This is a genomic window from Pseudomonas sp. CCOS 191 (genome assembly GCF_001007005.1).
In the GTDB taxonomy this organism is placed as follows: domain Bacteria; phylum Pseudomonadota; class Gammaproteobacteria; order Pseudomonadales; family Pseudomonadaceae; genus Aquipseudomonas; species Aquipseudomonas soli.
The window spans coordinates 640,237-664,200 of sequence record NZ_LN847264.1; the positions used below are offsets into that span (position 1 = coordinate 640,237).

19 protein-coding genes, 2 tRNA genes and 2 pseudogenes are annotated in these 23,964 nt (G+C 63.2%); 16 read left to right on the forward strand and 7 right to left on the reverse strand.

Features of this window, described 5'->3' with window-relative positions; all coding sequences use genetic code 11:
* Positions 1-27 precede the first annotated feature (27 nt).
* The 6 genes and pseudogenes from hflK to CCOS191_RS28645 form a co-directional block, all read left to right on the forward strand.
* Positions 28-1,212, forward strand: a complete 1,185-nt coding sequence (gene hflK, locus CCOS191_RS02960; protein WP_046853999.1) for an FtsH protease activity modulator HflK — start codon at positions 28-30, stop codon at positions 1,210-1,212.
* Complete coding sequence (gene hflC / locus CCOS191_RS02965; RefSeq protein WP_023629896.1) at positions 1,212-2,081, forward strand: protease modulator HflC; 870 nt, start codon at positions 1,212-1,214, stop codon at positions 2,079-2,081. The genes hflK and hflC overlap by 1 nt, the downstream gene beginning before the upstream one ends.
* Before the next feature lie 293 nt (positions 2,082-2,374).
* Positions 2,375-3,562, forward strand: a complete 1,188-nt coding sequence (locus tag CCOS191_RS02970) for an ATP phosphoribosyltransferase regulatory subunit (protein WP_046854000.1) — start codon at positions 2,375-2,377, stop codon at positions 3,560-3,562.
* Positions 3,563-3,617: 55 nt separating this feature from the next.
* The gene (locus CCOS191_RS02975) at positions 3,618-4,910 is read left to right on the forward strand and encodes an adenylosuccinate synthase (protein ID WP_028688256.1); all 1,293 of its coding nucleotides are present in this window, start codon (positions 3,618-3,620) and stop codon (positions 4,908-4,910) included.
* Positions 4,911-5,968: 1,058 nt separating this feature from the next.
* Positions 5,969-6,181: pseudogene (locus CCOS191_RS28640) on the forward strand (methyl-accepting chemotaxis protein); the annotation flags it as partial.
* Between the two features lie 390 nt (positions 6,182-6,571).
* Positions 6,572-7,087, forward strand: a pseudogene (locus CCOS191_RS28645) (methyl-accepting chemotaxis protein); the annotation flags it as partial.
* Between the two features lie 80 nt (positions 7,088-7,167).
* Here CCOS191_RS28645 and CCOS191_RS02985 read toward each other — a convergent pair.
* The 4 genes from CCOS191_RS02985 to CCOS191_RS03000 form a co-directional block, all read right to left on the reverse strand.
* On the reverse strand, positions 7,168-8,733 hold the full coding sequence (locus CCOS191_RS02985) for an ABC transporter permease (protein WP_046854002.1): 1,566 nt from the start codon (positions 8,731-8,733) through the stop codon (positions 7,168-7,170).
* Positions 8,733-9,746 (reverse strand): extracellular solute-binding protein, encoded by a 1,014-nt coding sequence (locus CCOS191_RS02990; RefSeq protein WP_023629373.1) that lies wholly within the window; start codon positions 9,744-9,746, stop codon positions 8,733-8,735. The genes CCOS191_RS02985 and CCOS191_RS02990 overlap by 1 nt, the downstream gene beginning before the upstream one ends.
* Positions 9,747-9,915: 169 nt before the next feature.
* Positions 9,916-10,002: transfer RNA gene (locus tag CCOS191_RS02995), tRNA-Leu, on the reverse strand.
* A gap of 88 nt (positions 10,003-10,090) precedes the next feature.
* Positions 10,091-10,177 (reverse strand) — tRNA-Leu (locus CCOS191_RS03000).
* 98 nt (positions 10,178-10,275) lie between these two features.
* Between CCOS191_RS03000 and CCOS191_RS27805 the strand changes: the two genes are divergently transcribed.
* The 9 genes from CCOS191_RS27805 to CCOS191_RS03040 all read left to right on the forward strand — a co-directional run bounded on the left by CCOS191_RS27805 (position 10,276) and on the right by CCOS191_RS03040 (position 20,097).
* Positions 10,276-10,449, forward strand: a complete 174-nt coding sequence (locus tag CCOS191_RS27805; protein ID WP_156177503.1) for a hypothetical protein — start codon at positions 10,276-10,278, stop codon at positions 10,447-10,449.
* Positions 10,449-13,022 (forward strand): ribonuclease R, encoded by a 2,574-nt coding sequence (gene rnr / locus CCOS191_RS03005; RefSeq protein WP_046854003.1) that lies wholly within the window; start codon positions 10,449-10,451, stop codon positions 13,020-13,022. Before CCOS191_RS27805 ends, rnr begins: the two co-directional genes overlap by 1 nt.
* The gene (gene rlmB / locus CCOS191_RS03010; RefSeq protein WP_046854004.1) at positions 13,019-13,765 is read left to right on the forward strand and encodes a 23S rRNA (guanosine(2251)-2'-O)-methyltransferase RlmB; all 747 of its coding nucleotides are present in this window, start codon (positions 13,019-13,021) and stop codon (positions 13,763-13,765) included. The genes rnr and rlmB overlap by 4 nt, the downstream gene beginning before the upstream one ends.
* A 255-nt stretch (positions 13,766-14,020) precedes the next feature.
* Positions 14,021-14,446, forward strand: coding sequence for a 30S ribosomal protein S6 (gene rpsF, locus CCOS191_RS03015; RefSeq protein WP_023629370.1), 426 nt, complete (start codon positions 14,021-14,023; stop codon positions 14,444-14,446).
* Between the two features lie 28 nt (positions 14,447-14,474).
* Positions 14,475-14,705: a 30S ribosomal protein S18 gene (gene rpsR / locus CCOS191_RS03020; protein ID WP_003249563.1), complete on the forward strand. Its 231-nt coding sequence runs from the start codon at positions 14,475-14,477 to the stop codon at positions 14,703-14,705.
* Positions 14,706-14,739: 34 nt separating this feature from the next.
* Positions 14,740-15,606, forward strand: coding sequence for a hypothetical protein (locus tag CCOS191_RS03025; protein WP_046854005.1), 867 nt, complete (start codon positions 14,740-14,742; stop codon positions 15,604-15,606).
* A 20-nt stretch (positions 15,607-15,626) separates the two neighbouring features.
* Positions 15,627-16,073 carry a 50S ribosomal protein L9 gene (gene rplI, locus CCOS191_RS03030; protein WP_046854006.1) on the forward strand — a complete coding sequence of 149 codons (447 nt, stop codon included), beginning with the start codon at positions 15,627-15,629 and terminating at the stop codon, positions 16,071-16,073.
* A 112-nt stretch (positions 16,074-16,185) separates the two neighbouring features.
* A complete protein-coding gene (gene dnaB / locus CCOS191_RS03035) occupies positions 16,186-17,583 on the forward strand; it encodes a replicative DNA helicase (RefSeq protein WP_046854007.1) in 1,398 nt (465 codons plus the stop codon).
* A gap of 210 nt (positions 17,584-17,793) precedes the next feature.
* Positions 17,794-20,097 (forward strand): YgiQ family radical SAM protein, encoded by a 2,304-nt coding sequence (locus CCOS191_RS03040; RefSeq protein WP_046854008.1) that lies wholly within the window; start codon positions 17,794-17,796, stop codon positions 20,095-20,097.
* Between the two features lie 151 nt (positions 20,098-20,248).
* On the opposite strand, the gene CCOS191_RS03045 is transcribed toward CCOS191_RS03040, so the two are convergent.
* Positions 20,249-20,836 (reverse strand): TIGR00730 family Rossman fold protein, encoded by a 588-nt coding sequence (locus CCOS191_RS03045; RefSeq protein ID WP_046854009.1) that lies wholly within the window; start codon positions 20,834-20,836, stop codon positions 20,249-20,251.
* A gap of 347 nt (positions 20,837-21,183) precedes the next feature.
* Between CCOS191_RS03045 and azu the strand changes: the two genes are divergently transcribed.
* Positions 21,184-21,636 (forward strand): azurin, encoded by a 453-nt coding sequence (azu, locus tag CCOS191_RS03050; protein ID WP_046854010.1) that lies wholly within the window; start codon positions 21,184-21,186, stop codon positions 21,634-21,636.
* A 111-nt stretch (positions 21,637-21,747) separates the two neighbouring features.
* On the opposite strand, the gene nadE is transcribed toward azu, so the two are convergent.
* A complete protein-coding gene (gene nadE / locus CCOS191_RS03055) occupies positions 21,748-22,575 on the reverse strand; it encodes an ammonia-dependent NAD(+) synthetase (protein ID WP_046854011.1) in 828 nt (275 codons plus the stop codon).
* Positions 22,576-22,578: 3 nt separating this feature from the next.
* Positions 22,579-23,784: a nicotinate phosphoribosyltransferase gene (pncB, locus tag CCOS191_RS03060; protein WP_046854012.1), complete on the reverse strand. Its 1,206-nt coding sequence runs from the start codon at positions 23,782-23,784 to the stop codon at positions 22,579-22,581.
* Between the last annotated feature and the right edge of the window lie 180 nt (positions 23,785-23,964).

Consider the following 23,964-nt stretch of genomic DNA (forward strand, 5'->3'; position numbering starts at 1 on the left):
TCTTTGCTTTATCAGATGGAGAGCGCTATGGCTTGGAACGAGCCGGGTGGCAACTCGAACAATCAGGATCCCTGGGGCGGCCGCCGTAATGGTGGCGGCGGTGGTGGCGACAAGAAAGGTCCACCGGATCTGGACGAGGCCTTCCGCAAGCTGCAGGACAGCCTGAACGGCATGTTCGGCAGTGGCAAGAAACGTGGCGGCGGCGGTGACCGCAATATCGGCAAGGGTGGCGGCTACGGCCTGCTGGGCATCGGCCTGGCGGCTCTGGCGGCAATCTGGCTGTACAACGCCGTCTATGTCGTGGACGAGCAGGAGCAGGCCGTGGTGCTGCGCTTCGGCAAGTACTACGAGACCGTCGGTCCCGGCCTGAATATCTACTTCCCGCCGATCGACCGCAAGTACATGGAAAACGTGACCCGCGAGCGGGCCTACACCAAGCAGGGGCAGATGCTCACCGAAGACGAGAACATCGTCGAAGTGCCACTGACCGTGCAGTACCGCATCAGCAACCTGCAGGACTTCGTGCTCAACGTCGACCAGCCGGAAGTCAGCCTGCAGCATGCGACCGACAGCGCCCTGCGCCACGTGGTGGGTTCCACCTCGATGGACCAGGTGCTGACCGAAGGCCGCGAGCAGATGGCCGTGGACATCCGCGAGCGTCTGCAGCGCTTCCTCGACACCTACCGTACCGGTATCACCGTCACCCAGGTCAACGTACAGAGCGCGGCAGCCCCGCGTGAAGTGCAGGAAGCCTTCGACGACGTGATCCGTGCCCGTGAGGACGAGCAGCGTGCGCGCAACCAGGCCGAGTCCTACGCCAATGGCGTGGTGCCGGAGGCCCGTGGCCAGGCGCAGCGCATCATCGAGGACGCCAACGGCTACCGCGATGAAGTCATCGCCCGCGCCAAGGGTGAGGCCGATCGCTTCACCAAGCTGGTCGCTGAGTACCGCAAGGCGCCGGAGGTCACGCGTCAGCGTCTGTACCTGGACACCATGCAGGAGGTCTACAGCAACTCCAGCAAGGTCCTGGTCACGGCCAAGGACGGGCAGAACAACCTGCTCTACCTGCCGCTGGACAAGATGGTCGAAGGCAGCCGTGGCAACAGTGCAGCGCCGGCCAGCAGCGTATCGCCGTCGGTCAATGACGCCGCCGCGCGTGCCGCGCAGGACCTGCAACCACAACCGCCGCTGCGTTCCAGGGAGAGCCGCTGATGAGCAATAAGTCACTGTTCGCCCTGATTGGCGCCGTGGTGCTGGCGATCGCCGCCTGGAACTGCTTCTACATCGTTTCGCAGACTGAGCGCGCGGTATTGCTGCAGTTCGGTCGCGTGGTCAAGGCCGATGTCCAGCCTGGCCTGCACGTGAAGGTGCCGTACGTGAACCAGGTGCGCAAGTTCGACGCCCGCCTGATGACCCTCGACGCACCGACCCAGCGTTTCCTGACGCTGGAGAAGAAAGCGGTGATGGTCGATGCCTACGCCAAATGGCGGGTCAAGGACGCCGAGCGCTTCTATACCGCAACTTCGGGTATGAAGCAGATCGCCGACGAGCGCCTGTCGCGTCGTCTGGAGAGCGGCCTGCGTGACCAGTTTGGTAAACGCACCCTGCACGAAGTGGTTTCCGGTGAGCGTGATGCGCTGATGGCGGATATCACCGCCTCGCTGAACCGCATGGCCAGCAAGGAGCTGGGTATCGAGGTGGTCGACGTTCGCGTCAAGGCCATCGACCTGCCCAAGGAAGTCAACCGTAGCGTGTTCGACCGTATGAGCACCGAGCGCGAGCGTGAAGCCCGCGAGCACCGTGCCAAGGGTAACGAGCTGGCCGAAGGTATTCGTGCCGACGCCGACCGTCAGCGCCGCGTGCTGCTGGCCGAAGCGTACCGCGAAGCGGAAGAGACCCGTGGTGATGGCGATGCCCAGGCAGCTGCCATCTATGCCAAGGCCTACACGCAGGACGCCGATTTCTACGCGTTCTACCGTAGCCTCAAGGCCTACCGCGAAAGCTTCTCCAGCAAGAGCGACGTGCTGGTCCTGGATTCGAAGAACGAGTTCTTCCGCTTCCTGGACAAGAGCAAGCCCTGATCGTGCTCTCATGAGGGATTCGCCCCGCCGGGCAGCTAAAATGCCTGGCGGGGTGCATCCTGAATGAAAAGGGGTGTATGATGAGTCAGCCGGGAAATTCCCGGCTTTTTTGCGTCTGCAAGGTTGATTGGCAAACGGCCAGTTGACGGTTTGGTCAGGTCGCAAGGCAATTCGAGGGTATTGGCTACGGTGGTTGCGCTGGGATCGGTGCTGCCCGCTGTTGTGCGTCAATGCCTGCTTTACTCACGGCTCGCCAGCTGGCAGGCCGCCCGGACCAGAGGGGAAATGGCGTAATGGCAACGGTAGACCGCTGGCTACTGCCAGATGGCATCGAGGAAGTACTGCCACCTGAGGCGGCGCGCATCGAGATCGCGCGTCGTCAGGTGTTGGACCTGTTCCAGAGTTGGGGTTACGAACTGGTCGTCACCCCGCATATCGAGTACCTGGAGTCGCTGCTCACCGGCGCCGGCCAGGACCTGGACCAGCGTACCTTCAAGGTCGTCGACCCGCAGTCCGGCCGCCTGATGGGCTTCCGTGCCGACTTCACGCCGCAGGTGGCGCGCATCGACGCCCACACCCTGCGCCGTGAAGGCCCGAGCCGCCTGTGCTATGCCGGCAGCGTGCTGCATGCGCAGCCGCGTGCCCTGTCGACCTCGCGCAGCCCGATCCAGCTGGGCGCCGAGCTGTACGGCGACGCCAGCCCTACCAGCGATGTCGAAGTCATCAGCCTGATGCTCGCCACGCTGCAACTGACCGATGTCGCCGATGTGCACATGGACCTTGGCCATGTCGGTATCTATCGCGGTCTGGCCCGTGCCGCCAACCTGTCCGGCGCGGTCGAGCAGCAACTGTTCGATGCCCTTCAGCGCAAGGCCGTCGATGAAGTGCAGGCGCTGACCGCAGACCTGTCGAAGGACCTGGGCAACATGTTGCGTGCCCTGTGCGAGCTGTGCGGTGGTCGTGAAGTGCTGGCCGAGGCGCGTGTGCGCCTCGGCCGCGCCCCGGCCAGCGTGCTGGCGGCGCTGGACGACCTGTTGGCGATCGCCGATCGCCTGGCTTCGCGCTACCCGGACCTGCCGCTGTACTTCGACCTCGGCGAACTGCGCGGCTACCACTATCACACCGGCGTGGTGTTCGCCGTGTTCGTGCCTGGCGAAGGTCAATCGATCGCCCAGGGCGGCCGCTATGACGACATCGGCGCTGATTTTGGCCGGGCACGCCCGGCCACCGGATTCTCCACGGATTTGAAGACCCTGGTCACACTGGGGCGAGCGGAGGTCGTATTGCCTGCTGGCGGCATCTGGATGCCCGACAGCAGCGATGCGGCCCTCTGGCAGATGGTCTGCCAGTTGCGCAACGAGGGCCAGCGAGTGGTCCAGGCTTTGCCTGGCCAGCCGCTGAGTGCTGCCCTCGAGGCGGATTGTGATCGGCAATTGATTCAGCAAGACGGGCGCTGGCAGGTTCTGCCGCTGACCCATTGAGATTCTTCGCCGGCAATGGGCCGGCACCAAGTTTGCGTGAATGAGGACAAATGTAATGGGTAAGAATGTCGTCGTCCTGGGCACCCAGTGGGGTGATGAGGGCAAAGGCAAGATCGTCGATCTGCTGACCGAACATGCTGCCGCCGTCGTGCGCTACCAAGGTGGCCACAACGCGGGCCACACCCTGGTGATCAACGGTGAGAAGACTGTTCTGCACCTGATTCCGTCCGGCATCCTGCGTGAAGGCGTGCAATGCCTGATCGGCAACGGCGTGGTCGTTGCCCCGGATGCCCTGATGCGTGAAATCACCAAGTTGGAAGAGAAGGGCGTACCGGTGCGCGAGCGCCTGCGCATTTCCCCGGCGGCCCCGCTGATCCTGTCGTACCACGTGGCCCTCGACCAGGCCCGTGAAAAAGCCCGCGGCGAAGCCAAGATCGGCACCACCGGTCGTGGTATCGGCCCAGCCTACGAAGACAAGGTGGCCCGTCGCGGCCTGCGCGTCGGCGACCTGTTCCACCGCGAGCGCTTCGCCGCCAAGCTCGGTGAGCTGCTGGATTACCACAACTTCCAGCTGGTGAACTACTACAAAGAGCCGGCCATCGACTTCCAGCAGACCCTGGACGAGTGCATGGCCTACGCCGAGCAGCTCAAGCCGATGATGCTCGACGTCACCGCCGAACTGCACAACCTGCGCCGCGCCGGCAAGGACATCATGTTCGAAGGCGCCCAGGGTTCGCTGCTGGACATCGACCACGGTACCTACCCGTACGTCACCAGCTCCAACACCACCGCCGGCGGCATCTCCACCGGTTCCGGCGTTGGCCCGATGTACCTGGACTACATCCTGGGCATCACCAAGGCCTACACCACCCGTGTCGGTTCCGGTCCGTTCCCGACCGAGCTGTTCGACGAGACCGGCGCCACCCTGGCCAAGCGTGGCCACGAGTTCGGCTCTACCACCGGCCGTGCCCGTCGTTGCGGCTGGTTCGATGCCGTGATCCTGCGTCGCGCCATCGACGTCAACAGCATCTCGGGCATCTGCCTGACCAAGCTGGACGTGCTGGACGGCCTGGAAACCATCAACATCTGCGTTGGCTACAAGAACGAGAACGGTGCCGTCATCGACGCGCCTTCCGATGCCGACAGCTACATCGGCCTGGAGCCGGTGTACGAAGAGATGCCAGGCTGGAGCGAGTCGACCCTGGGCGTTAAAACCCTGGAAGAGCTGCCGCAGGCCGCGCGCAACTACATCAAGCGCATCGAGGAGCTGGTCGGCGCGCCGATCGACATCATCTCGACTGGCCCGGACCGCAACGAGACCATCGTGCTGCGTCATCCGTTCGCCTGATCAGCTACTCGCTAGCTGACTGAACGCCGCGCCCCCGCAAGGAGGCGCGGCGTTTTCATATGGGCTACGAAGTAGCGGCAGGCTTGCCCCGCGCATGGCATCGGCGCAGGCAATTTCGCTGCCATGGATAATCGCCTCATATCTTTGGCATTTATACCTGCTGTCTCAGGCACAACCCTTGCTGTAAGAAGTTTCTGTAGATGCCATCAAAGTAATGGCGCCAGAAACACGAGGGTTACAACGTGTCTGCCATCCTTTCACTGTTACGAAGCCGCCTCTTGCGGCCTGTGTTTGTTGCGCTTGGTATCGCTCTTCTGGTGCAGGTGCTGGTTGCCGTTGCACTGACGCGGAGCACGGTCACCGCCCTGGAGGCCGATTTGGGGGCGCGCCTGGGCAATGACAGCCAGAAACTGGCTGCCGAACTGGAGCAGGCCGGGGAGGATGTCCGGGCTGGGCTCGACAGCCTTTCCGTCAGTACGCGCCAGCGCTTGAGTGCGGGCCTGTCCAGCCGTCTGCAGGATGAGCAGCAGCAGTTGCGCGCAACGCTGGAGGAAAATCTCAGGGACTCGGCCCATGAAATGGCCGATCTGTTGGCATCGGTCGCGCCACGGGCGATCTGGGACAACGACGTGCCGATGCTCTCGGACTTCGCTCGCCGTGCCCAGCGCAATCCCAACGTATTGTTCGTGATCTACGACGATGCCCAGGGCCAGCACCTGACCCGCTACCTCAACCGGCAGAACCCGATCAACCAGGCTTTGATGGAAAAGGGCCAGGGTGAGCGGGCGCTGGACAAGGTGCTGGATGCCGCGCGCAAGGATCCGTCGGTGTACTTCGTAGAAGCGTCGATCAACCCCAATGGCGCAGAGATCGGCAAGGTGTTGATGGGCGTGTCCACCGCGGGCATCGACCAGGAACTGAAGGCTCTGGATCAGCGCTTCGCGGCCTTGATCGCCAGTGGTGAGCAACTGGTCGGAGACAGCCTGGTGGCCGCCGCCGCCGACAGTGGCAAGGCCTTGCGTGCGCGCCTGGAGACAGCCCAGCACAGCGCCACGGCGATGCAGGCCAATACCGCGCAGACCGTGCGCGATGCCGCCGCCGAGCTGCGCTGGCGCATCGGCCTGGGCCTGGTGCTGGTCGGTCTGGGTGTGCTGCTGGTGGTGGCCGTGGTGCTCGGGCGTCGCGTCCTCAGCAAGCTTGGCCTGCTGATCGCCGCGTTGAACGACCTGGCCGCCGGCGAGGGCGACCTGACCAAGCGCGTCAAGCTCGACAGCCGTGACGAGATCGGTGACATGGCCTCGGCGGTCAACCGCTTCGTCGACAAGCTGCAGCCCATCGTCCGCGAGGCCGGCGAAGTGGCGCAGCGTACTGGCGTGGAGATCGACAGCATGGCCCAGCGCAACGCCGGGGCCGACGCCGCTGCCGCGTTGCAGCGCGACGAAGTGGCTGCCAGCCTGCGCGACCTGTCGAGCATGGCTGACGAGGCCCAGGCCGAGAGCCATGCCATGCAGGCGGCATTGCAGCAGGTGGTGGACATTCGCCAGGCGACCGACGAGAACAGCCGTGCTTCGACGCAACTGGCGCGTTTGATCGAGAACCTGGCCGGTGAAGTGCAGACCGGCTCCCAGGTGATCGAGCGGCTGGCCAAGCAGAGCGAGCAGATCGAGGTGGTACTGACGGTGATCCATGGCATTGCCGAGCAGACCAACCTGTTGGCGCTCAACGCCGCCATCGAAGCGGCGCGGGCCGGAGAGACCGGGCGCGGCTTCGCCGTGGTGGCCGATGAGGTGCGTGCCTTGGCGAGCAAGACGCAGAGCTCGACCGGGGATATCCAGTCGCATATCGCTGCGTTGCAGCAAGGCGCCAAGGAGGCGGTGGCTACCATCAGTCAGGCCGGGCGCCAGGCCAGTGAGGGCTTGCTGGTGTTGCGCGACAATGAGCGGCGCCAGCAATCGGTGCAGGCTGCTGTCGAGCAGGTGCATGCGGCGATCGGCCTGGCCACGCGAGCGGCCGAGCAGCAGGCCAACGGCGCGCAGGCCGTGCGTGGACGAGTCGAAACCATCCATGCCCAGGCCGAGCGTTCGGCCGAGGTGGTGATGCAGACCACCGCCAGCAGCAAGGTACTGGATGACCTGGCGGCGCAGTTGCGGGCCAGCCTGGGGCAGTTCAGGGCCTGACATAAAGCATCGCGGGGCAAGCCCGCTCCCACGTGACCGATACACGGCGGCGTGGGAGCGGGCTTGCCCCGCGATAGGTCTTACGCCTTGTTCAGATACATCCGCGTAGTCAGTAGATACACCGGCAATCCCGACACCACGATCAGCAACGCCGCATAAGGCGCCGCCGCCGCGAACTCGACGTTGGCGGTATGCGCCCACACCTCGGTGGCCAAGGTGGTCATCCCGGTCGGGCTGAGCAGCAGGGTGGCGGTCAGTTCCTTCATTGCATCCAGGAACACCAGGGCGAACGCCGCCGCCATTGCCGGGAAGATGATCGGCAAGGTAACCCGGCAGAAGGCTGCAAAGCTGCTGGCGCCCAAGGTGCGCGCCGCCTCTTCCAGGGTTGGCGAGGCCTTGTTCAGTGCGGTGCGCACCGGCGACTGCGCCAGCGGCAGGAACAGCAGGGCATAGGCCAGGATCAGCAGCGCCGTGGTCTGGTACAGCGCCGGCACATAGTGCAGGGCAAAGAACACCAGGGGCAGCGCGATCACCAGCCCGGGCAGGGCGTGCAGCAGGTACGGCAACCGCTCGGCCCAGATCGCCAGGCGCCCCTTGTAGCGCACCACCAGGAAGCTGATTGGCAGGGCCAGCAGCACGCAGAAGCCGGCGCCACCCAATGACACCGACAGCGAGGTGCCCAGGGCCTTGCCGATGGCCGCGACCGGGAAGGCCGCCGATGAGCCCACGCTCAGCCAGTAGCCGAGCATGGCCAGTGGAATGCCGCTACCCAACACCGCCAGCGCCAGGCAGAACAGCTGCCCCAGCGGCATCCAGCCGCGCAGTCGCAAGGGTTGGGCGCGGCGCGCAACGCCCTGGCCAATGCGCACATGACGCGCCTTGCCACGCACCCGCAGTTCCAGCCACAGCATCGCCAGGCACAGCACCAGCAGCACCGCCGAGAGCATCGCGGCGTTGGCGTTGCTGAATTCCAGTTCGAACTGCTGGTAGATCGCCGTGGTGAAGGTCTGCAGGCCAAGGATCGACAGGGCGCCGAACTCCACCAGCATGTGCAGGGCAATCAGCAGCCCGCCGCCGAGCATCGACGGCCACAGCAACGGCAGGGTGATCTTGCGGAACACGCCCCAGCGGCTGCAGCCCAGAGTGCGCGCCGACTCCTCCAATGCGGTATCCAGGTTGCGCAGGGTGGCGGCCACCGGCAGGAATACCAGCGGGTATTTCGACAGCGCCATCACCAGGATCGCCCCGCCCAGTCCTTCGAAGTCCGAGCTCAGCGACACCCAGGTGAAGCTGCTGACAAACGATGGCACGGCAAACGGCAGGCACAGCACCACGCCCCACAGGCGTCGGCCCGGCAGATCGCTGCGCTCCAGCAGCCAGGCCAGGGCCACGCCCACCACCAGGCACAGCGCGGTGACGCCGACCATCAGCAGCAGGGTGTTGCGCAGCAAGCCCCACACGAACGGGCGCCATAGCAGGCGCAGCGCTTCATGCCAGCCGGCATCCCAGGCCTTGAGTCCGACGTACAGCAATGGCAGCAGGCTCATGGCCACCAGGAACAGCACGGGCAGCACCACCCAGATGGACGGGCGCTTGCGCTTGGGGACGAAACGCGCCAAGGCGGGCGAGGGCAGGGCGGCAGTCATCAGAGCAGGCCAACCTCACGTTCCAGCTCGATGGCTTCCTCGGCATTGCCAAGGTCGGCCGGCGAGATCTTCGGCGGGCGCAGCTCATCGAACGGCTTCAGGCCGCGGTCGGAGACCATGCCTTTATGCAGCGGGTATTCGGCGGTGGTCTGGGTGATCACGCGCTGGCCTTCTTCGCTGGCCATCCAGTTGAGCAGGGCCTGTGCTTCTTTCGGATGCTTGCTGGCCTTGACCGCGGCGGCACCGGAGATGGTCACCAGGTTGCCGGCGTCGCCGTCGGCCAGGTAGTACAGCTTGGAGTCGAGCTTGCCGCGCTCGCGCTCCAGGGCGTACCAGTAGTAGTTGTTCACCAGCACGGCGGCGACTTCGCCCTTCTCCACGGCCTTCAGCGCGACCATGTTGTTGGTGTAGGTCTTGCCGAAGGCTTTAAGGCCGGTCAGCCATTCTTCGGTGGCTTCGCGCCCGTGCATCTTGAGGATGGCCACCGCCTGTTCCTGGAAGGCGCCGCTGGTGGGCACGTAGCCGACGCGGCCGTCCCACTCGGGGCCGGCGAAATCCATCACCGTGGTCGGCAGGTCCTTCTCATCGATCTTCTTCGGGTTGTAGACCACCACGCGGGTGCGCGCGGTGACGCCCATCCAGGTGCCGTTGGCGCCGACGTACTCCTTGGGCAGCATGTTCAGGGTGGCGTCGTCGATCTTCGCCAGCAGGCCCAGTTCGCCCAGGTTGTTCAGCGGTGGCGACTCTTCGGTATAGATGATGTCGGCCGGCGAGCGTTCGCCTTCCTCGATGATCTGGCTGGCCAGCTGGTTGCTGCTGCCCTTGCGAATATTGATATGAATACCGGTCTTGGCCTCGTAGGCCTTGGCGATGGCTTCACCGATTTCCTTGTGCTGGCCGTTGTACATGGTCAACGTGACCGGTTCGTCTGCCAGGGCGGCCGGAGCGCCGATCACCAGGCTCAGAACTGCGGCGGCCAGGGTGCGCATCAGCGGTTGCGGGCGGATCGTCATGCGGGTATTTCCTCGCTTACGGCTACATATTTGGAAACAATGGTAAACGAAATTGTTTCTCAAATGGGCGCATGACGGGAAATTCATGGGTAGACGAAGGAGGGGGCTGCCCGGCGACATGAAATCGCAGGCAAGAAAAAACCCACTAGCAAGCTAGTGGGTTTTTGTATGGTGCCCAGGAGAAGACTCGAACTTCCACGACCGTTAAGTCACTGATACCTGAAACCAGCGCGTCTACCAATTCCGCCACCTGGGCAAAGCTTTGCATCGTCTGCTGAAGGCGACTTTCGTCTGCTTTCACACAGTAGTAACAGATCCTTGGTCATCTGTTACTTGAAAATTTTTGGTGCCCAGGAGAAGACTCGAACTTCCACGACCGTTAAGTCACTGATACCTGAAACCAGCGCGTCTACCAATTCCGCCACCTGGGCACACATTCGAGATTAAAAGATGCTTTACAGCGTCGTTCATCTCTACTACAACTTCGGGCTTGTCCGTCGTTGTGGTGCGCACTATACGGACGCTCCTGATGGCTGTAAAGCCCCTGATCGAAAAAAAATTCAAAAAATTCAACCCGTTGATTCCACGCGCCTATTTCCGTTCGGCGGATACCGCGCCGGGGCTGTCCAAGGCTGACATTTCCGGTTTCAATACGCCTATGCCAGAATTCATATCTATATACCCCAAGGTGAACCCCTTCTGATGGCCGATTGGCAATCCCTCGATCCCGAGGCCGCTCGCGAAGCGGAAAAATACGACAACCCTATCCCCAGCCGTGAGCTGATCCTGCAGCGCCTCGCCGACCGTGGCGAGCCGGCTGCCCGCGAACAGCTGGCCGAAGAGTTCGGTCTTTACGAAGAAGACCAGATCGAAGCCCTGCGCCGCCGCCTGCGTGCCATGGAGCGCGACGGTCAGCTTATCTATACCCGGCGCGGCACCTATGCCCCGGTGGACAAGCTCGACCTTATCTGTGGCCGCGTGTCCGGCCACCGCGACGGTTTCGGCTTCCTGATTCCCGACGATGGCAGCGAAGACCTGTTCCTCAGTCCGTCGCAGATGCGCCTGGTGTTCGACGGCGACCGCGGCCTGGCCCGGGTTTCCGGGGTGGACCGCCGTGGCCGCCGCGAAGGTGTGCTGGTGGAAGTCATCTCCCGCGCCCACGAAAGCGTGGTCGGCCGTTACTTCGAAGAGGGCGGCATCGGCTATGTGACCCCCGACAACCCGAAGATCCAGCAGGAAGTGCTGGTCACCGCCGGGCGCAACGGCGGCGCCAAGATCGGCCAGTTCGTGTCGATCAAGATCACCCACTGGCCAACCCCGCGCTTCCAGCCCCAGGGTGATGTGGTCGAGGTGATCGGCAACTACATGGCGCCGGGCATGGAAATCGACATCGCCCTGCGCAGCTATGACATCCCGCATGTCTGGCCGCAGGAGGTGATCAAGGAAGCGCGCAAGTTCCGCTCCGAAGTCGAGGAGAAAGATAAAGAGAAGCGCATCGACCTGCGCCATCTGCCTTTCGTCACCATCGACGGCGAAGACGCCCGCGACTTCGACGATGCGGTGTATTGCGAACCGCTAGGCAAGCTGCGCATGTTCTCCGGCGGCTGGCGCCTGTACGTGGCGATCGCCGACGTTTCCAGCTACGTGCGCCTGGGCTCGGCCCTGGATACCGAAGCGCAGCAACGGGGTAACTCGGTGTACTTCCCCGAGCGCGTCGTGCCGATGCTGCCCGAAGAGCTGTCCAACGGCCTGTGCTCGCTGAACCCGCACGTTGATCGCCTGGCCATGGTCTGCGAAATGACCATCAACAAGGCCGGCCAGATGGTCGACTACCAGTTCTACGAGGGTGTGATCCACTCCCACGCGCGCCTGACCTACAACAAGGTCAGCAGCATGCTCGAGCATTCCCGTACCCGCGAAGGCAAGGCCCTGCGCGAGGAATACAGCGCGGTGCTGCCGGACCTGAAGAGCCTGTACGCCCTGTACAAGGTGCTCCTGGCGGCCCGTCACACCCGCGGCGCGATTGACTTCGAAACCCAGGAAACCCGGATCATCTTCGGCGATGACCGCAAGATCGACGAAATTCGTCCGACCGTGCGCAACGACGCCCACAAGCTGATCGAAGAGTGCATGCTGGCGGCCAACGTCGCGACGGCCGAGTTCCTGCAGAAACACAATGTGCCTGCGCTGTACCGCGTGCACGACGGCCCGCCGCCCGAGCGCCTGGAGAAGTTGCGCGCATTCCTCGGTGAGTTGGGCCTGAGCCTGCACAAAGGCAAGGACCCTTCGCCGAAGGATTACCAGGCACTGCTGGCGAGCATCGCCGGGCGCCCGGACTTCCACCTGATCCAGACCGTCATGCTGCGCTCGCTGAGCCAGGCGGTGTACAGCGTCGAGAACAACGGCCACTTCGGCCTGAACTACGAGGCCTACACCCACTTCACCTCGCCGATCCGTCGTTACCCGGACCTGCTGGTGCACCGCGCCATCCGTAGCGTGATCCGCTCCAAGGTCGACACCCCGCACGTCAAGCGTGCCGGTGCCATGAGTATTCCCAAGGCGCGCATCTACCCGTACGACGAGAACAGCCTCGAGCAGATGGGCGAGCAGTGCTCGATGACCGAGCGCCGCGCCGACGAAGCTACCCGCGACGTGGTCAACTGGCTCAAGTGCGAGTACATGCGTGATCGCGTCGGCGAGACCTTCCCTGGCGTGATCACCGCAGTGACCGGCTTTGGCCTGTTCATCGAGCTGACCGACATCTATGTCGAAGGCCTGGTGCATGTCAGCGCCCTGCCGGGTGACTACTACCACTTCGATCCTGTGCATCACCGCCTGTCCGGTGAGCGCAGCGGCCGCAGCTTCCGCCTGGGCGACACGGTCGAGGTGAAGGTCATGCGTGTCGACCTCGAACAGCGCAAGATCGACTTCGAAATGTCGGAGAAGACCGTCACCGCACCGGTCGGCCGCAAGCCACGCGCTGCCGCGCAGCCGGTGGCCGAGCAGGCGCCTGCCGTCGAAGCGAAGATTTCGCCCAAGCCGCGCAGCCGCAAGAGCGAGGCCTCCGAGGCGTACTTCCCGAAAGACGCCGTGCAGCGCAATGCCGAGGTGCGCAAGAGCCGTGAAATGAAGAAGGCGCTGATGGGTGAGGCGCGCGCCAGCGGCCATGCCGGCGGCAAGTCGGAAAAAGGTGGCAAGTCGTCCGGCAAGCCGACCAAGCATCGCAAGGGGCCGCCCAAGTCCGGCGCGCCACGCAAGGGCAAGAACAAGTCATGAGTCAGCTGGAAAAGATCTACGGCGTGCATGCCGTGCAGGCACTGCTGCAACACCACCCCAAGCGGGTAAAGCAGATCTGGCTGTCCGAAGGGCGCAGTGAGCCACGCATCCAGGCCTTGTTGGAGCTGGCTGCGCAGAACTGTGTCCAGGTCGGCCAGGCCGAGCGCCGTGAGCTCGACGCCTGGGTCGAAGGTGTGCACCAGGGGGTGGTTGCCGAGGTGAGCCCGAGCCAGGTTTGGGGCGAGGCGATGCTCGACGAGCTGCTCGAGCGCACCGAGACGCCGCCCTTGATCCTGGTGCTCGATGGCGTCACCGATCCGCATAACCTCGGTGCCTGCCTGCGCACCGCCGATGCGGCCGGGGCGACCGCCGTGGTGATCCCCAAGGACAAGTCCGCGACCCTGACCGGCGTGGTGCGCAAGGTGGCCTGCGGCGCCGCCGAGGTGATGCCGCTGGTGGCCGTGACCAACCTGGCGCGTACCCTGGAGAAACTCCAGCAGCGCGGACTGTGGGTGGTCGGTACCGCTGGCGAGGCCGAGCAGGAAATCTACCAGCAGGACCTGACCGGTCCGCTGGTGATGATCATGGGGGCCGAAGGCAAGGGCATGCGCCGCCTGACCCGTGAACACTGTGATTTCCTGGTGAAGTTGCCGATGGGTGGCAGCGTCAGCAGCCTGAACGTTTCGGTGGCCACCGGGGTGTGCCTGTTCGAGGCGGTGAGGCAGCGTCAGGCCAAGCGCTGATCTGACTGTGTGTGGGAGCGGCGGTGCGCCGCTCCCACGTTGTTTCCCAGGCTTGCGGCCTGTTGGGCGAATATGTTTCCGGCTGTTCAAATATTCGCCAACCTCCTTGCTTGTCCTTCCCGGCTTCTCTACAATTGCGCCCCTTGCCGAGCTGGCAGGCGCGCATGTGCCTTCTCTCTAGGGCAAGACATACAGTGTCATTCACTCCTTGTCTGACCAGGTTGCTGGCAGACTACTAACCCGTAAGGAGCATTCATGCGTCATTACGAAATCATCTTCCTGGTTCACCCGGACCAGAGCGAGCAAGTCGGCGGCATGGTTGAGCGTTACACCAAGCTGATCGAAGAAGATGGTGGCAAGATCCACCGCCTGGAAGACTGGGGCCGTCGTCAACTGGCCTACGCAATCAACAATGTTCACAAGGCTCACTACGTGATGCTGAACGTTGAGTGCTCCGGCAAGGCCCTGGCCGAGCTGGAAGACAACTTCCGCTACAACGATGCCGTGATCCGTAACCTGGTCATCCGTCGCGACGAAGCCGTCACCGGCCCGTCCGAGATGCTCAAGGCAGAAGAGAACCGCAGCGAGCGCCGTGAGCGTCGCGAACGTCCTGAGCATGCTGATGGCGCCGAAGGCGACGACAGCAATGACAGCGACAACAGCGATAACGCTGACGAGTAATCCACGGACCTTTTGAGGAGCCTATTACATGGCACGTTTCTTCCGTCGTCGTAAATTCTGCCGCTTCACTGCTGAAGACGTGAAAGAGATCGACTTCAAAGATCTCAACACCCTGAAAGCTTACGTATCCGAAACCGGCAAGATCGTTCCAAGCCGCATCACCGGTACCAAAGCTCGTTATCAGCGTCAGCTGGCCACCGCTATCAAGCGCGCCCGCTTCCTGGCCCTGCTGCCCTACACCGACAGCCACGGCCGCTGAGACCGGGTCGTCGACTAAGTAGCAAGGGATAAGCATGCGAGCGTTGGCAAGTTTCATCATGCGCGGTCGTGTGCAGGCCACCCTCGTGGTGGTCATCAGCGCGGTACTGCCGCTGCTGTTCTGGTTGAGTGCCGCCGCCGGTAGCCTTGTGCTCCTGCGGCGCGGGTTCAAGGACGCTTCATCGGTCATCGCCTGGGGCCTTTTGCCAGCGTTGATCATGGGCTTCTTCGGCGAACCGAGCACCTTGCTGGTGCTTTTGGGAACGCTGGGTCTGGCCGCCTCGTTGCGTGCCGGGCATTCCTGGACCCGGGTACTGCTGTCCAGTGTCGCATTAGGCTTGCTGTACAGCCTGATCCTGGATGCGGTGATGCGCGAAACCTTCGAGGTGCTGGCCAAGGCGCTTGAAAAAGCCCTGCCGCAGTTCGAGGGCCAACCAGTACTACCTGGTGAGCTGATCGGCCCTTTGCTGGTCGCTTCCAGTGCGGTAATGCTGCAGCTGTTCAGCCTGCTGGCCTTGATGCTGGCGCGCTATTGGCAGGCTGCGTTGTACAACCCCGGTGGTTTCGGGCGCGAGTTTCGCGAACTGAGGCTGCCGCTGGTACCCATGCTGGTGCTGGTGTCATTGATGGTGTTGGGCCCGTTCATCGGGTCGCAGTTCATCGTCCTGGCCAGTGCGTCCAGCCTGGTGCTGCTGCTCGCTGGCATCGCCCTGATTCACGGGCTGGTGGCACAAGGGCGACTGGCCGGTTTCTGGCTGGTGGGGATGTACGTGACGTTGCCGCTGCTCATGCAGCTGATGTATCCGTTGCTCGTGGTTCTGGCCATTGTCGACAGCCTGATTGATTTTCGCGGTCGCAAGTCCCCTTCACAGGGTGACGACTCCGCGAACGGTGAAGGTTAAAAGTTAAGAGGTTTTACCAAATGGAACTGATCCTGCTGGAAAAAGTCGCCAACCTGGGCAACCTGGGCGACAAAGTAAACGTTAAGGCTGGTTACGGCCGTAACTTCCTGCTGCCATTCGGCAAGGCCACCGTTGCCAACGCCGCCAACCTGGCCGCGTTCGAAGAACGCCGCGCCGAGCTGGAAAAAGCCGCCGCAGAGAAAAAAGCTTCGGCTGAAAGCCGCGCTGCCCAACTGGCCGAGCTGGAAGTGACCATCACTGCCACCGCTGGCGACGAAGGCAAGCTGTTCGGTTCGATCGGCACCCACGACATCGCTGACGCCCTGACCGCCTCCGGCGTTGAAGTGGCCAAGGCTGAAGTTCGTCTGCCGAACGGCACCATCCGTCAGGTTGGCGAATACGACGTAGCCGTGCACCTGCACAGCGACGTTGAAGCCACCGTACGTGTGGTCGTCGTAGCTGCCTAAGCTGCGTAATCGGCTGGTCCCTCGCGGGCCAGGCGGTTAACATCGGGCACGGTCCTGTTTTGCGCAGGCCGTGCCCTTTGTCTTTTTCATCTTCCAGAATTCTTTCGTGGCCATGAACGAGATCACCACCCCCGAACAACTCGACCTGCAAACCGCTGCCCTGAAGGTGCCGCCGCATTCCATCGAGGCCGAACAGGCCGTGCTCGGTGGCCTGATGCTGGACAACAACGCTTGGGAACGGGTGCTGGATCAGGTGTCGGACGGCGATTTCTACCGGCATGACCACCGCCTGATCTTCCGCGCCATCCACAAGCTGGTGGATGCGAACCAGCCGTTCGACGTGGTCACCCTGCACGAGCAGCTGGACAAGGAGGGCGTGTCCACCCAGGTCGGCGGCCTGGCGTATCTGGCCGAGCTGGCCAAGAACACCCCGTCGGTAGCCAACATCAAGGCCTACGCCGCGATCATCCGTGAGCGGGCCACGCTGCGACAGCTGATCAGCATCAGTACCGATATCGCCGACAACGCCTTCAACCCGCAGGGGCGTAACGCCGAGGAGATCCTTGACGACGCTGAACGGCAGATCTTCCAGATTGCCGAGGCGCGGCCGAAGACCGGTGGGCCGGTGGGGGTCAACGAGCTGTTGACCATGGCTATCGACCGCATCGACACGCTGTTCAACTCCGACAGCGACATCACCGGCGTTTCCACCGGCTTCACCGACCTGGACGAGAAGACCAGCGGCCTGCAGGCAGCCGACCTGATCATCGTCGCGGGCCGTCCGTCGATGGGCAAGACCACCTTCGCCATGAACCTGGTGGAAAACGCCGTGTTGCGCAGTGACAAGGTGGTGCTGGTGTTCTCCCTCGAGATGCCCGGTGAATCGCTGATCATGCGTATGCTGTCGTCGCTCGGGCGCATCGACCAGACCAAGGTGCGTTCCGGTCAGCTGGACGACGACGACTGGCCGCGGCTGACCTCGGCGGTCAACCTGCTGAACGACCGCAAGCTGTTCATCGACGATACCGCCGGCATCAGCCCCTCGGAAATGCGTGCGCGCACCCGCCGCCTGGCCCGCGAGCATGGCGAGATCGCCATGATCATGGTCGACTACCTGCAGCTGATGCAGATCCCGGGCTCTGCCGGTGACAACCGGACCAACGAGATTTCCGAGATCTCCCGCTCGCTCAAGGCGCTGGCCAAGGAATTCAACTGCCCGGTAATCGCCCTGTCACAGCTCAACCGCTCTCTCGAGCAGCGCCCCAACAAGCGCCCGGTCAACTCCGACCTTCGTGAATCGGGTGCGATCGAGCAGGACGCCGACGTGATCATGTTCGTCTACCGCGACGAGGTGTATCACCCCGAGACCGAGCACAAGGGCGTAGCCGAGATCATCATCGGCAAGCAGCGTAACGGCCCCATCGGCTTCATTCGCCTGGCGTTCATCGGCAAGTACACCCGCTTCGAGAACCTCGCGCCGGGCATGTACAACTTCGACGACGACGAGTAAGCGTACCCCTCCAGCCCCAATCGCCGGCAAGCCGGCTCCCACAGGTACTGTGCCATCCCTGAAGCAGCGATGATCTTGTGGGAGCCGGCTTGCCGGCGATTGGGACGTTACAGGCACCACATGAATCCGACCACCACCGTCGGATTTGGTCAAAATTTGTGCTATATTCCGCGCCCGCGATTTTCCTGCACATTAGAACCGGTCACTGACATGCAAGCAGCCAAACCACTCTACGACTATCCCAAGTACTGGGCCGAATGCTTCGGGCCAGCGCCGTTCCTGCCGATGAGCAGGGAGGAGATGGATCAGCTCGGCTGGGATTCCTGCGACATCATCATCGTGACCGGTGACGCCTACGTCGACCACGCGTCGTTCGGCATGGCCATCATCGGCCGCCTGCTCGAGGCCCAGGGCTTCCGGGTGGGCATCATCGCCCAGCCGAACTGGCAGTCGAAGGACGACTTCATGAAGCTCGGCGAGCCGAACCTGTTCTTCGGGGTCGCGGCGGGCAACATGGACTCGATGATCAACCGCTACACCGCGGACAAGAAAATCCGTTCCGACGACGCCTACACGCCTGGCGGCATGGCCGGCAAGCGTCCGGACCGCGCCAGCCTGGTGTACAGCCAGCGCTGCAAGGAGGCCTACAAGCACGTGCCGATCGTGCTCGGCGGCATCGAGGCCTCGCTGCGCCGCATCGCCCATTACGACTACTGGCAGGACAAGGTCCGCCACTCGATCCTGGTCGACGCCAGCGCCGACATCCTGCTGTACGGCAACGCCGAACGCGCTATCGTCGAGGTTGCCCAGCGCCTGTCCCAGGGTGAAAGCATCGAGCACATCACCGACGTGCGCGGCACCGCGTTCATTCGTCGCGACACCCCGCAGGGCTGGTTCGAGATCGACTCCACCCGTATCGACCGCCCAGGCCGCGTCGACAAGATCATCAACCCGTACGTGAACACCCAGGACACCCAGGCCTGTGCCATCGAACAGGCCAAGGGCGACCAGGAAGACCCGAACGAAGCCAAGGTGGTGCAGATCCTCGACAGCCCGAGCGTCACCCGCGAGAAGTCGGTGATCCGCCTGCCGTCTTTCGAGAAGGTACGCAACGACCCGGTGCTCTATGCCCACGCCAACCGCGTGCTGCACCTGGAGACCAACCCGGGCAACGCCCGCGCCCTGGTGCAGAAGCACGGCGAGGTGGATGTGTGGTTCAACCCGCCACCCATTCCCATGACCACCGAAGAGATGGACTACGTGTTCGGCATGCCCTATGCGCGCATCCCGCACCCGGCCTATGGCAAGGAGCGCATCCCGGCCTACGAGATGATCCGCTTCTCGGTGAACATCATGCGTGGCTGCTTTGGTGGCTGCACATTCTGCTCGATCACCGAGCACGAAGGCCGGATCATCCAGAACCGCTCGCACGAATCGATCCTGCACGAGATCGAAGAAATGCGCGACAAGGTACCGGGCTTCACCGGCGTGGTCTCCGACCTCGGCGGGCCGACCGCCAACATGTACCGCATCGCCTGCAAGAGCCATGACATCGAGAAGCACTGCCGCAAGCCGTCGTGCGTGTTCCCGGGTATCTGCGAGAACCTCAACACCGACCACAGCTCGCTGATCGAACTGTATCGCAAGGCTCGCGCCCTGCCGGGGGTTAAGAAGATCCTGATCGCCTCGGGCCTGCGTTACGACCTGGCGGTGGAGTCGCCGGAGTACGTGCGTGAGCTGGTCACCCACCACGTCGGCGGTTACCTGAAGATTGCCCCGGAGCACACCGAGCGTGGCCCGCTGGACAAGATGATGAAGCCGGGCATCGGCACCTACGACCGCTTCAAGCGCATGTTCGAGAAGTTTTCGAAGGAAGCGGGCAAGGAGCAGTACCTGATTCCGTACTTCATCGCTGCCCACCCGGGCACCACCGACGAAGACATGATGAACCTGGCCCTGTGGCTCAAGGGCAACGGCTTCCGTGCCGACCAGGTGCAGGCGTTCTATCCGTCGCCGATGGCTTCGGCCACGGCCATGTACCATTCGGGCAAGAACCCGCTGCGCAAGGTCACCTACAAGAGCGAAGGGGTGGAGATCGTCAAGAGCGAGGAGCAGCGCCGCTTGCACAAGGCGTTCCTGCGTTATCACGATCCGAAGGGCTGGCCGATGCTGCGCGAAGCGCTGCAGCGCATGGGCCGCGCCGACCTGATCGGGCCGGGCAAGCACCAGCTGATCCCGCTGCACCAGCCGGCGACCGACACTTACCAGAGTGCGCGGCGCAAGAACTCGACCCCGGCCGGCAGCCACAAGGTGGGCAAGGACCAGAAGATCCTCACCCAGCACACCGGCCTGCCGCCGCGCGCCAGCGATGGCAGCAAGCCGTGGGACAAGCGCGAGAAGGCCAAGGCCGAGGCGTTCGCCCGCAACCAGCAGGCGGCCAAGGAGCGCAAGGAAGCGGCCAAGGGTGGTGGAGGCAAGGGCAAGAAGCCGCGCCAGCCTGTCATCCCGCGCTGATCATAAAAGGGGCCGCGTTGCGGCCCATCGCCGCGGTTCGTCGCCACGACAAGCCGGCTCCCACTAGGGCAAGGCATGCGCTGCACCTGTGGGAGCCGGCTTGCCGTGGCGACGAACCGCGGCGATGGGCTGCAGCGCAGCCCCTTTTCGATTAATCAGGCTTCTTGTCCACCCACTTCGGCAATACCGGCGACTCGAATCGATCCATCCCGTCCAGCAACTCATCCGGCTGCTCCCCGAGCAACAGCATCGCCCGGTGCTGAGGCCGCACGAAGCCTTCCTCGACAATATGGTCGAGGAACCCGCCCAGCTTCGCGTAGAAACCATTCACATCCAGCAGCCCCAGCGGCTTGGCGTGATACCCCAGTTGCCCCCAGGTCCATACCTCGAACAGCTCCTCCAGCGTGCCCAGGCCACCCGGCAGGGCAATGAAGGCGTCGCTGAGTTCGGCCATGCGCGCCTTGCGCGCATGCATGCCGTCCACCACTTCCAGGCGGGTCAGGCCCTTGTGGCCGATTTCGGCGTTCATCAGGCTTTGCGGGATGATGCCGACGACTTCACCTCCGGCAGCCATGGCGGCATCGGCAACGGTGCCCATCAGGCCGACCCCGCCGCCGCCATAGACCAGCGTCAGGCCACGGCGGGCGATGGCCTGGCCGAGGGCGACGGCGGCTTCACGGTAGGCAGGGTTGGCACCGATGCTGGCGCCACAGAAGACACAAACGGAACGTACAGGCATTGCTTATCTCCCTTTACATGCGCGCACAGGGTAAGGCGCATGCCTGTCGGTTCCAAGGGGATCATTCGGGACGGGCGAACTCGCAGACCGCCGAACCTGCGGCGCCGCAGGCGTAGGCTGCCAGCAGGCTGCGCATCATGTTGCTCAATGTCATGACATTTGCTCCTAATTGAGAGGTTGTCTCATCGTCCATTAAGAGGGCATGATGTGCACTTTGATTGGTTGTATACAATCCATTGAACAAATCTACTGGCTGGCGACTTGACACCCCTTGACCCATATCAGGTACGGGCGTTCGGTTTTCAGGCAGTCTCGCAATTGATAAAACCCTGCCAAGGAGATTCATGATGTTTGCGAAAGCTGTAGCGGTATCCCTGCTGACCCTCGCCAGCGCCTCCGTCTTCGCTGCTGACAAGTGCTCGGTGACTGTCGACTCGACTGACCAGATGTCCTTCAATACCAAGGAAATCACCGTCGACAAGAGCTGCAAGGAGTTCACCGTAAAACTGACCCACTCCGGCAGCCTGCCGAAGAACGTCATGGGGCATAACCTGGTGATCAGCAAGACCGCCGACATGCAAGGCATCGCCACCGAAGGCATGTCGCAAGGCCTGGACAAGGACTACATCAAGGCCGACAACGCCGCGATCATCGCCCACACCAAGATGATCGGCGCTCCTGAGAAAGAAACCGAAGTGAAGTTCGATGCCACCAAACTGGAAGCCGGCGGCGACTACAGCTTCTTCTGCACCTTCCCGGGCCACATCGCGATGATGAAGGGCAAGGTCGTCGTCAAGTAATCAAAACCTGACGCAATACCCTGTGGGAGCGGCCTTGCCCCGCGATGGCGATGGTGAATCCACCATGTCATCGCAGGGCAAGGCCGCTCCCACAGTTGTTTCCACGCCTGATCAAGGGGCGAACGGCAGCTCGCGCTTGTGCTGGGTCTTGCGGTAGGTGGCGACGATGATGTCGAACGCCTCCTGGCTCACCGGCTCACCGTGCAGGAAGGCGTCGATCTGCTGGTAGGTCACGCCGTGGGACGCTTCGTCCGGCTTGCCCGGTTCGAGGTCTTCCAGGTCCGCGGTCGGTACTTTCTCCACCAGCGATTCCGGCGCGCCAAAGCTGCGCGCAATGGCCCGCACCTGGTTTTTCACCAGCCCGCTCAGCGGCGCCAGGTCGCAGGCACCATCACCAAACTTGGTAAAGAAGCCCATTACCGCTTCGGCCGCATGGTCCGTGCCGATCACCAGGCCGGCACGGGCACCCGCGACAGTGTATTGGGCGACCATGCGCGTGCGTGCCTTCACGTTGCCGACGACGAAGTCGACCAGGGTCGGCGAGCCGTTTTTCAGTTCCTCGACCTCTGCCGCCAAGGCTTTTACGGCTGGGGCGATGTCGATGGTGTGCACCTCGTCGGCCTTGATCACGTCCAGGCAGGCCTGGGCGTCGTGCTCGTCGTGCTGCACGTGGTACGGCAGGCGCACGGCGATGAAGGTATAGGCCTTGTCGCCGGTCTCGGCGCGCAGTTCGTTGATGGCGCGCTGGGCGAGCAGGGCGGCGGTCAGCGAGTCGACACCGCCACTGATGCCCAGCACCAGGGTCTTGAGCCGGGCATTGGCCAGGCAGTCCTTGATGAACGCCACGCGCCGGGCCACTTCCTGCTCGAGGGCGGCGGCATCGGCGAACGGCGGCTGCACCTTGAGCGCCTGGGCAATCTCTTGCTGAACGGCTTGCATGGGTTACTCCTTGCTGGGGACTTTGAATACGTGGCGCATGTAGGCGACGAAGTTTTCGTCACGGCACTGGGTCTTGGCGGCTTCGTCGGAGATCTTCGCCACCGGCGAGCCGTTGCAGTCGGTCATTTTAAGCACGATGTTCATGGGCGCCACGCCGGGGATGTCGCAGGTCAGGTTGGTGCCGATGCCAAAGCTGACGTTGATGCGCCCACGCAAGGCCCGGAAGATCTCCAGCGAGCGGGTCAGGTTCAGGCCATCGGAGAACACCAGGGTCTTGGTCATCGGGTCGATACCTAGCTTCTGGTAATGGGCGATGGCCTTTTCTGCCCAGGCCACCGGCTCGCCCGAGTCGTGACGCAGGCCATCGAACAGCTTGGCGAAGTACAGGTCGAAATCCTTCAGGAAGGCATCCATGGTGATGCAATCGGTCAGGGCGATGCCGAGCAGTCCCCGGTACTCGCGCACCCAGCAGTCCAGGGCGGCGATCTGGCTGTCGATCAGCCGTGGGCCGAGCTGCTGGTGGGCCATGATCCATTCATGGGCCATGGTGCCCAGGGGCTTGATATCCAGTTTCCATGCCAGGTCGACGTTGCTGGTGCCGACGAAGCGGCCCGGGAACTCATCGCGCAGCACTCGCACCACGTCTTCCTGCACGCGGCTGGAGAAGCGCCGACGGGTGCCGAAGTCGGCTACCTGCAGTTCGGCCAGTTCGTCGTCGCTGGCGTGGGCGCGCAGCCAGTCGAACTTGCGATATAGCTGGTCGCGGGCTTCGGCCAGGCGCATGCGCGGGTGCAGGTGGCGGTTGCGCACTTCGCTGATGATGGCCAGCAGCGGCACTTCGAACAGGATCACGTGCAGCCATGGGCCTTTCAGGCGCAGGAACAGTTGGTCGTTCTCGATGCCGATGCGCACATAGCGCAGGTTGAAGCGGAACAGGCGCAGGAAACGCAGGAAGTCCGGCTTGAGGAAGCTGATGCGCTCGAGGAAGGCCAGTTGGCCGTCATCCAGGGTCAGCTCGCTGAGCAGCTCGAGCTGGTTGCGGATCTCGCCCAGGTAGGGGCGCAGGTCCTCGCCGTTGCGGCAGCGGAACTCCCATTCGACATCGGCGTCCGGGTAGTTGTGCAGGACGCCCTGCATCATCGTGAGCTTGTAGAAGTCGGTGTCGAGCAGGTTGTGCACGATGCGCTCGGCGAATGCGCTCTCGCTCATCAGGGGGAAGCTCCAAGGCGGGCAATGGCGACCATTGTGCCAGATCGCGGGGCAAGCCCGCTCCCGCGCCGCCCGCGATATTGGCCTCTGCAGGTAATTTTCCGTGCGCCAGCTAGCCTTCAAACAGTGCTCCCTGTAGCAGTCGCGCACCAGTGGTGTGCAGTTCGGTGACGTCCGCTG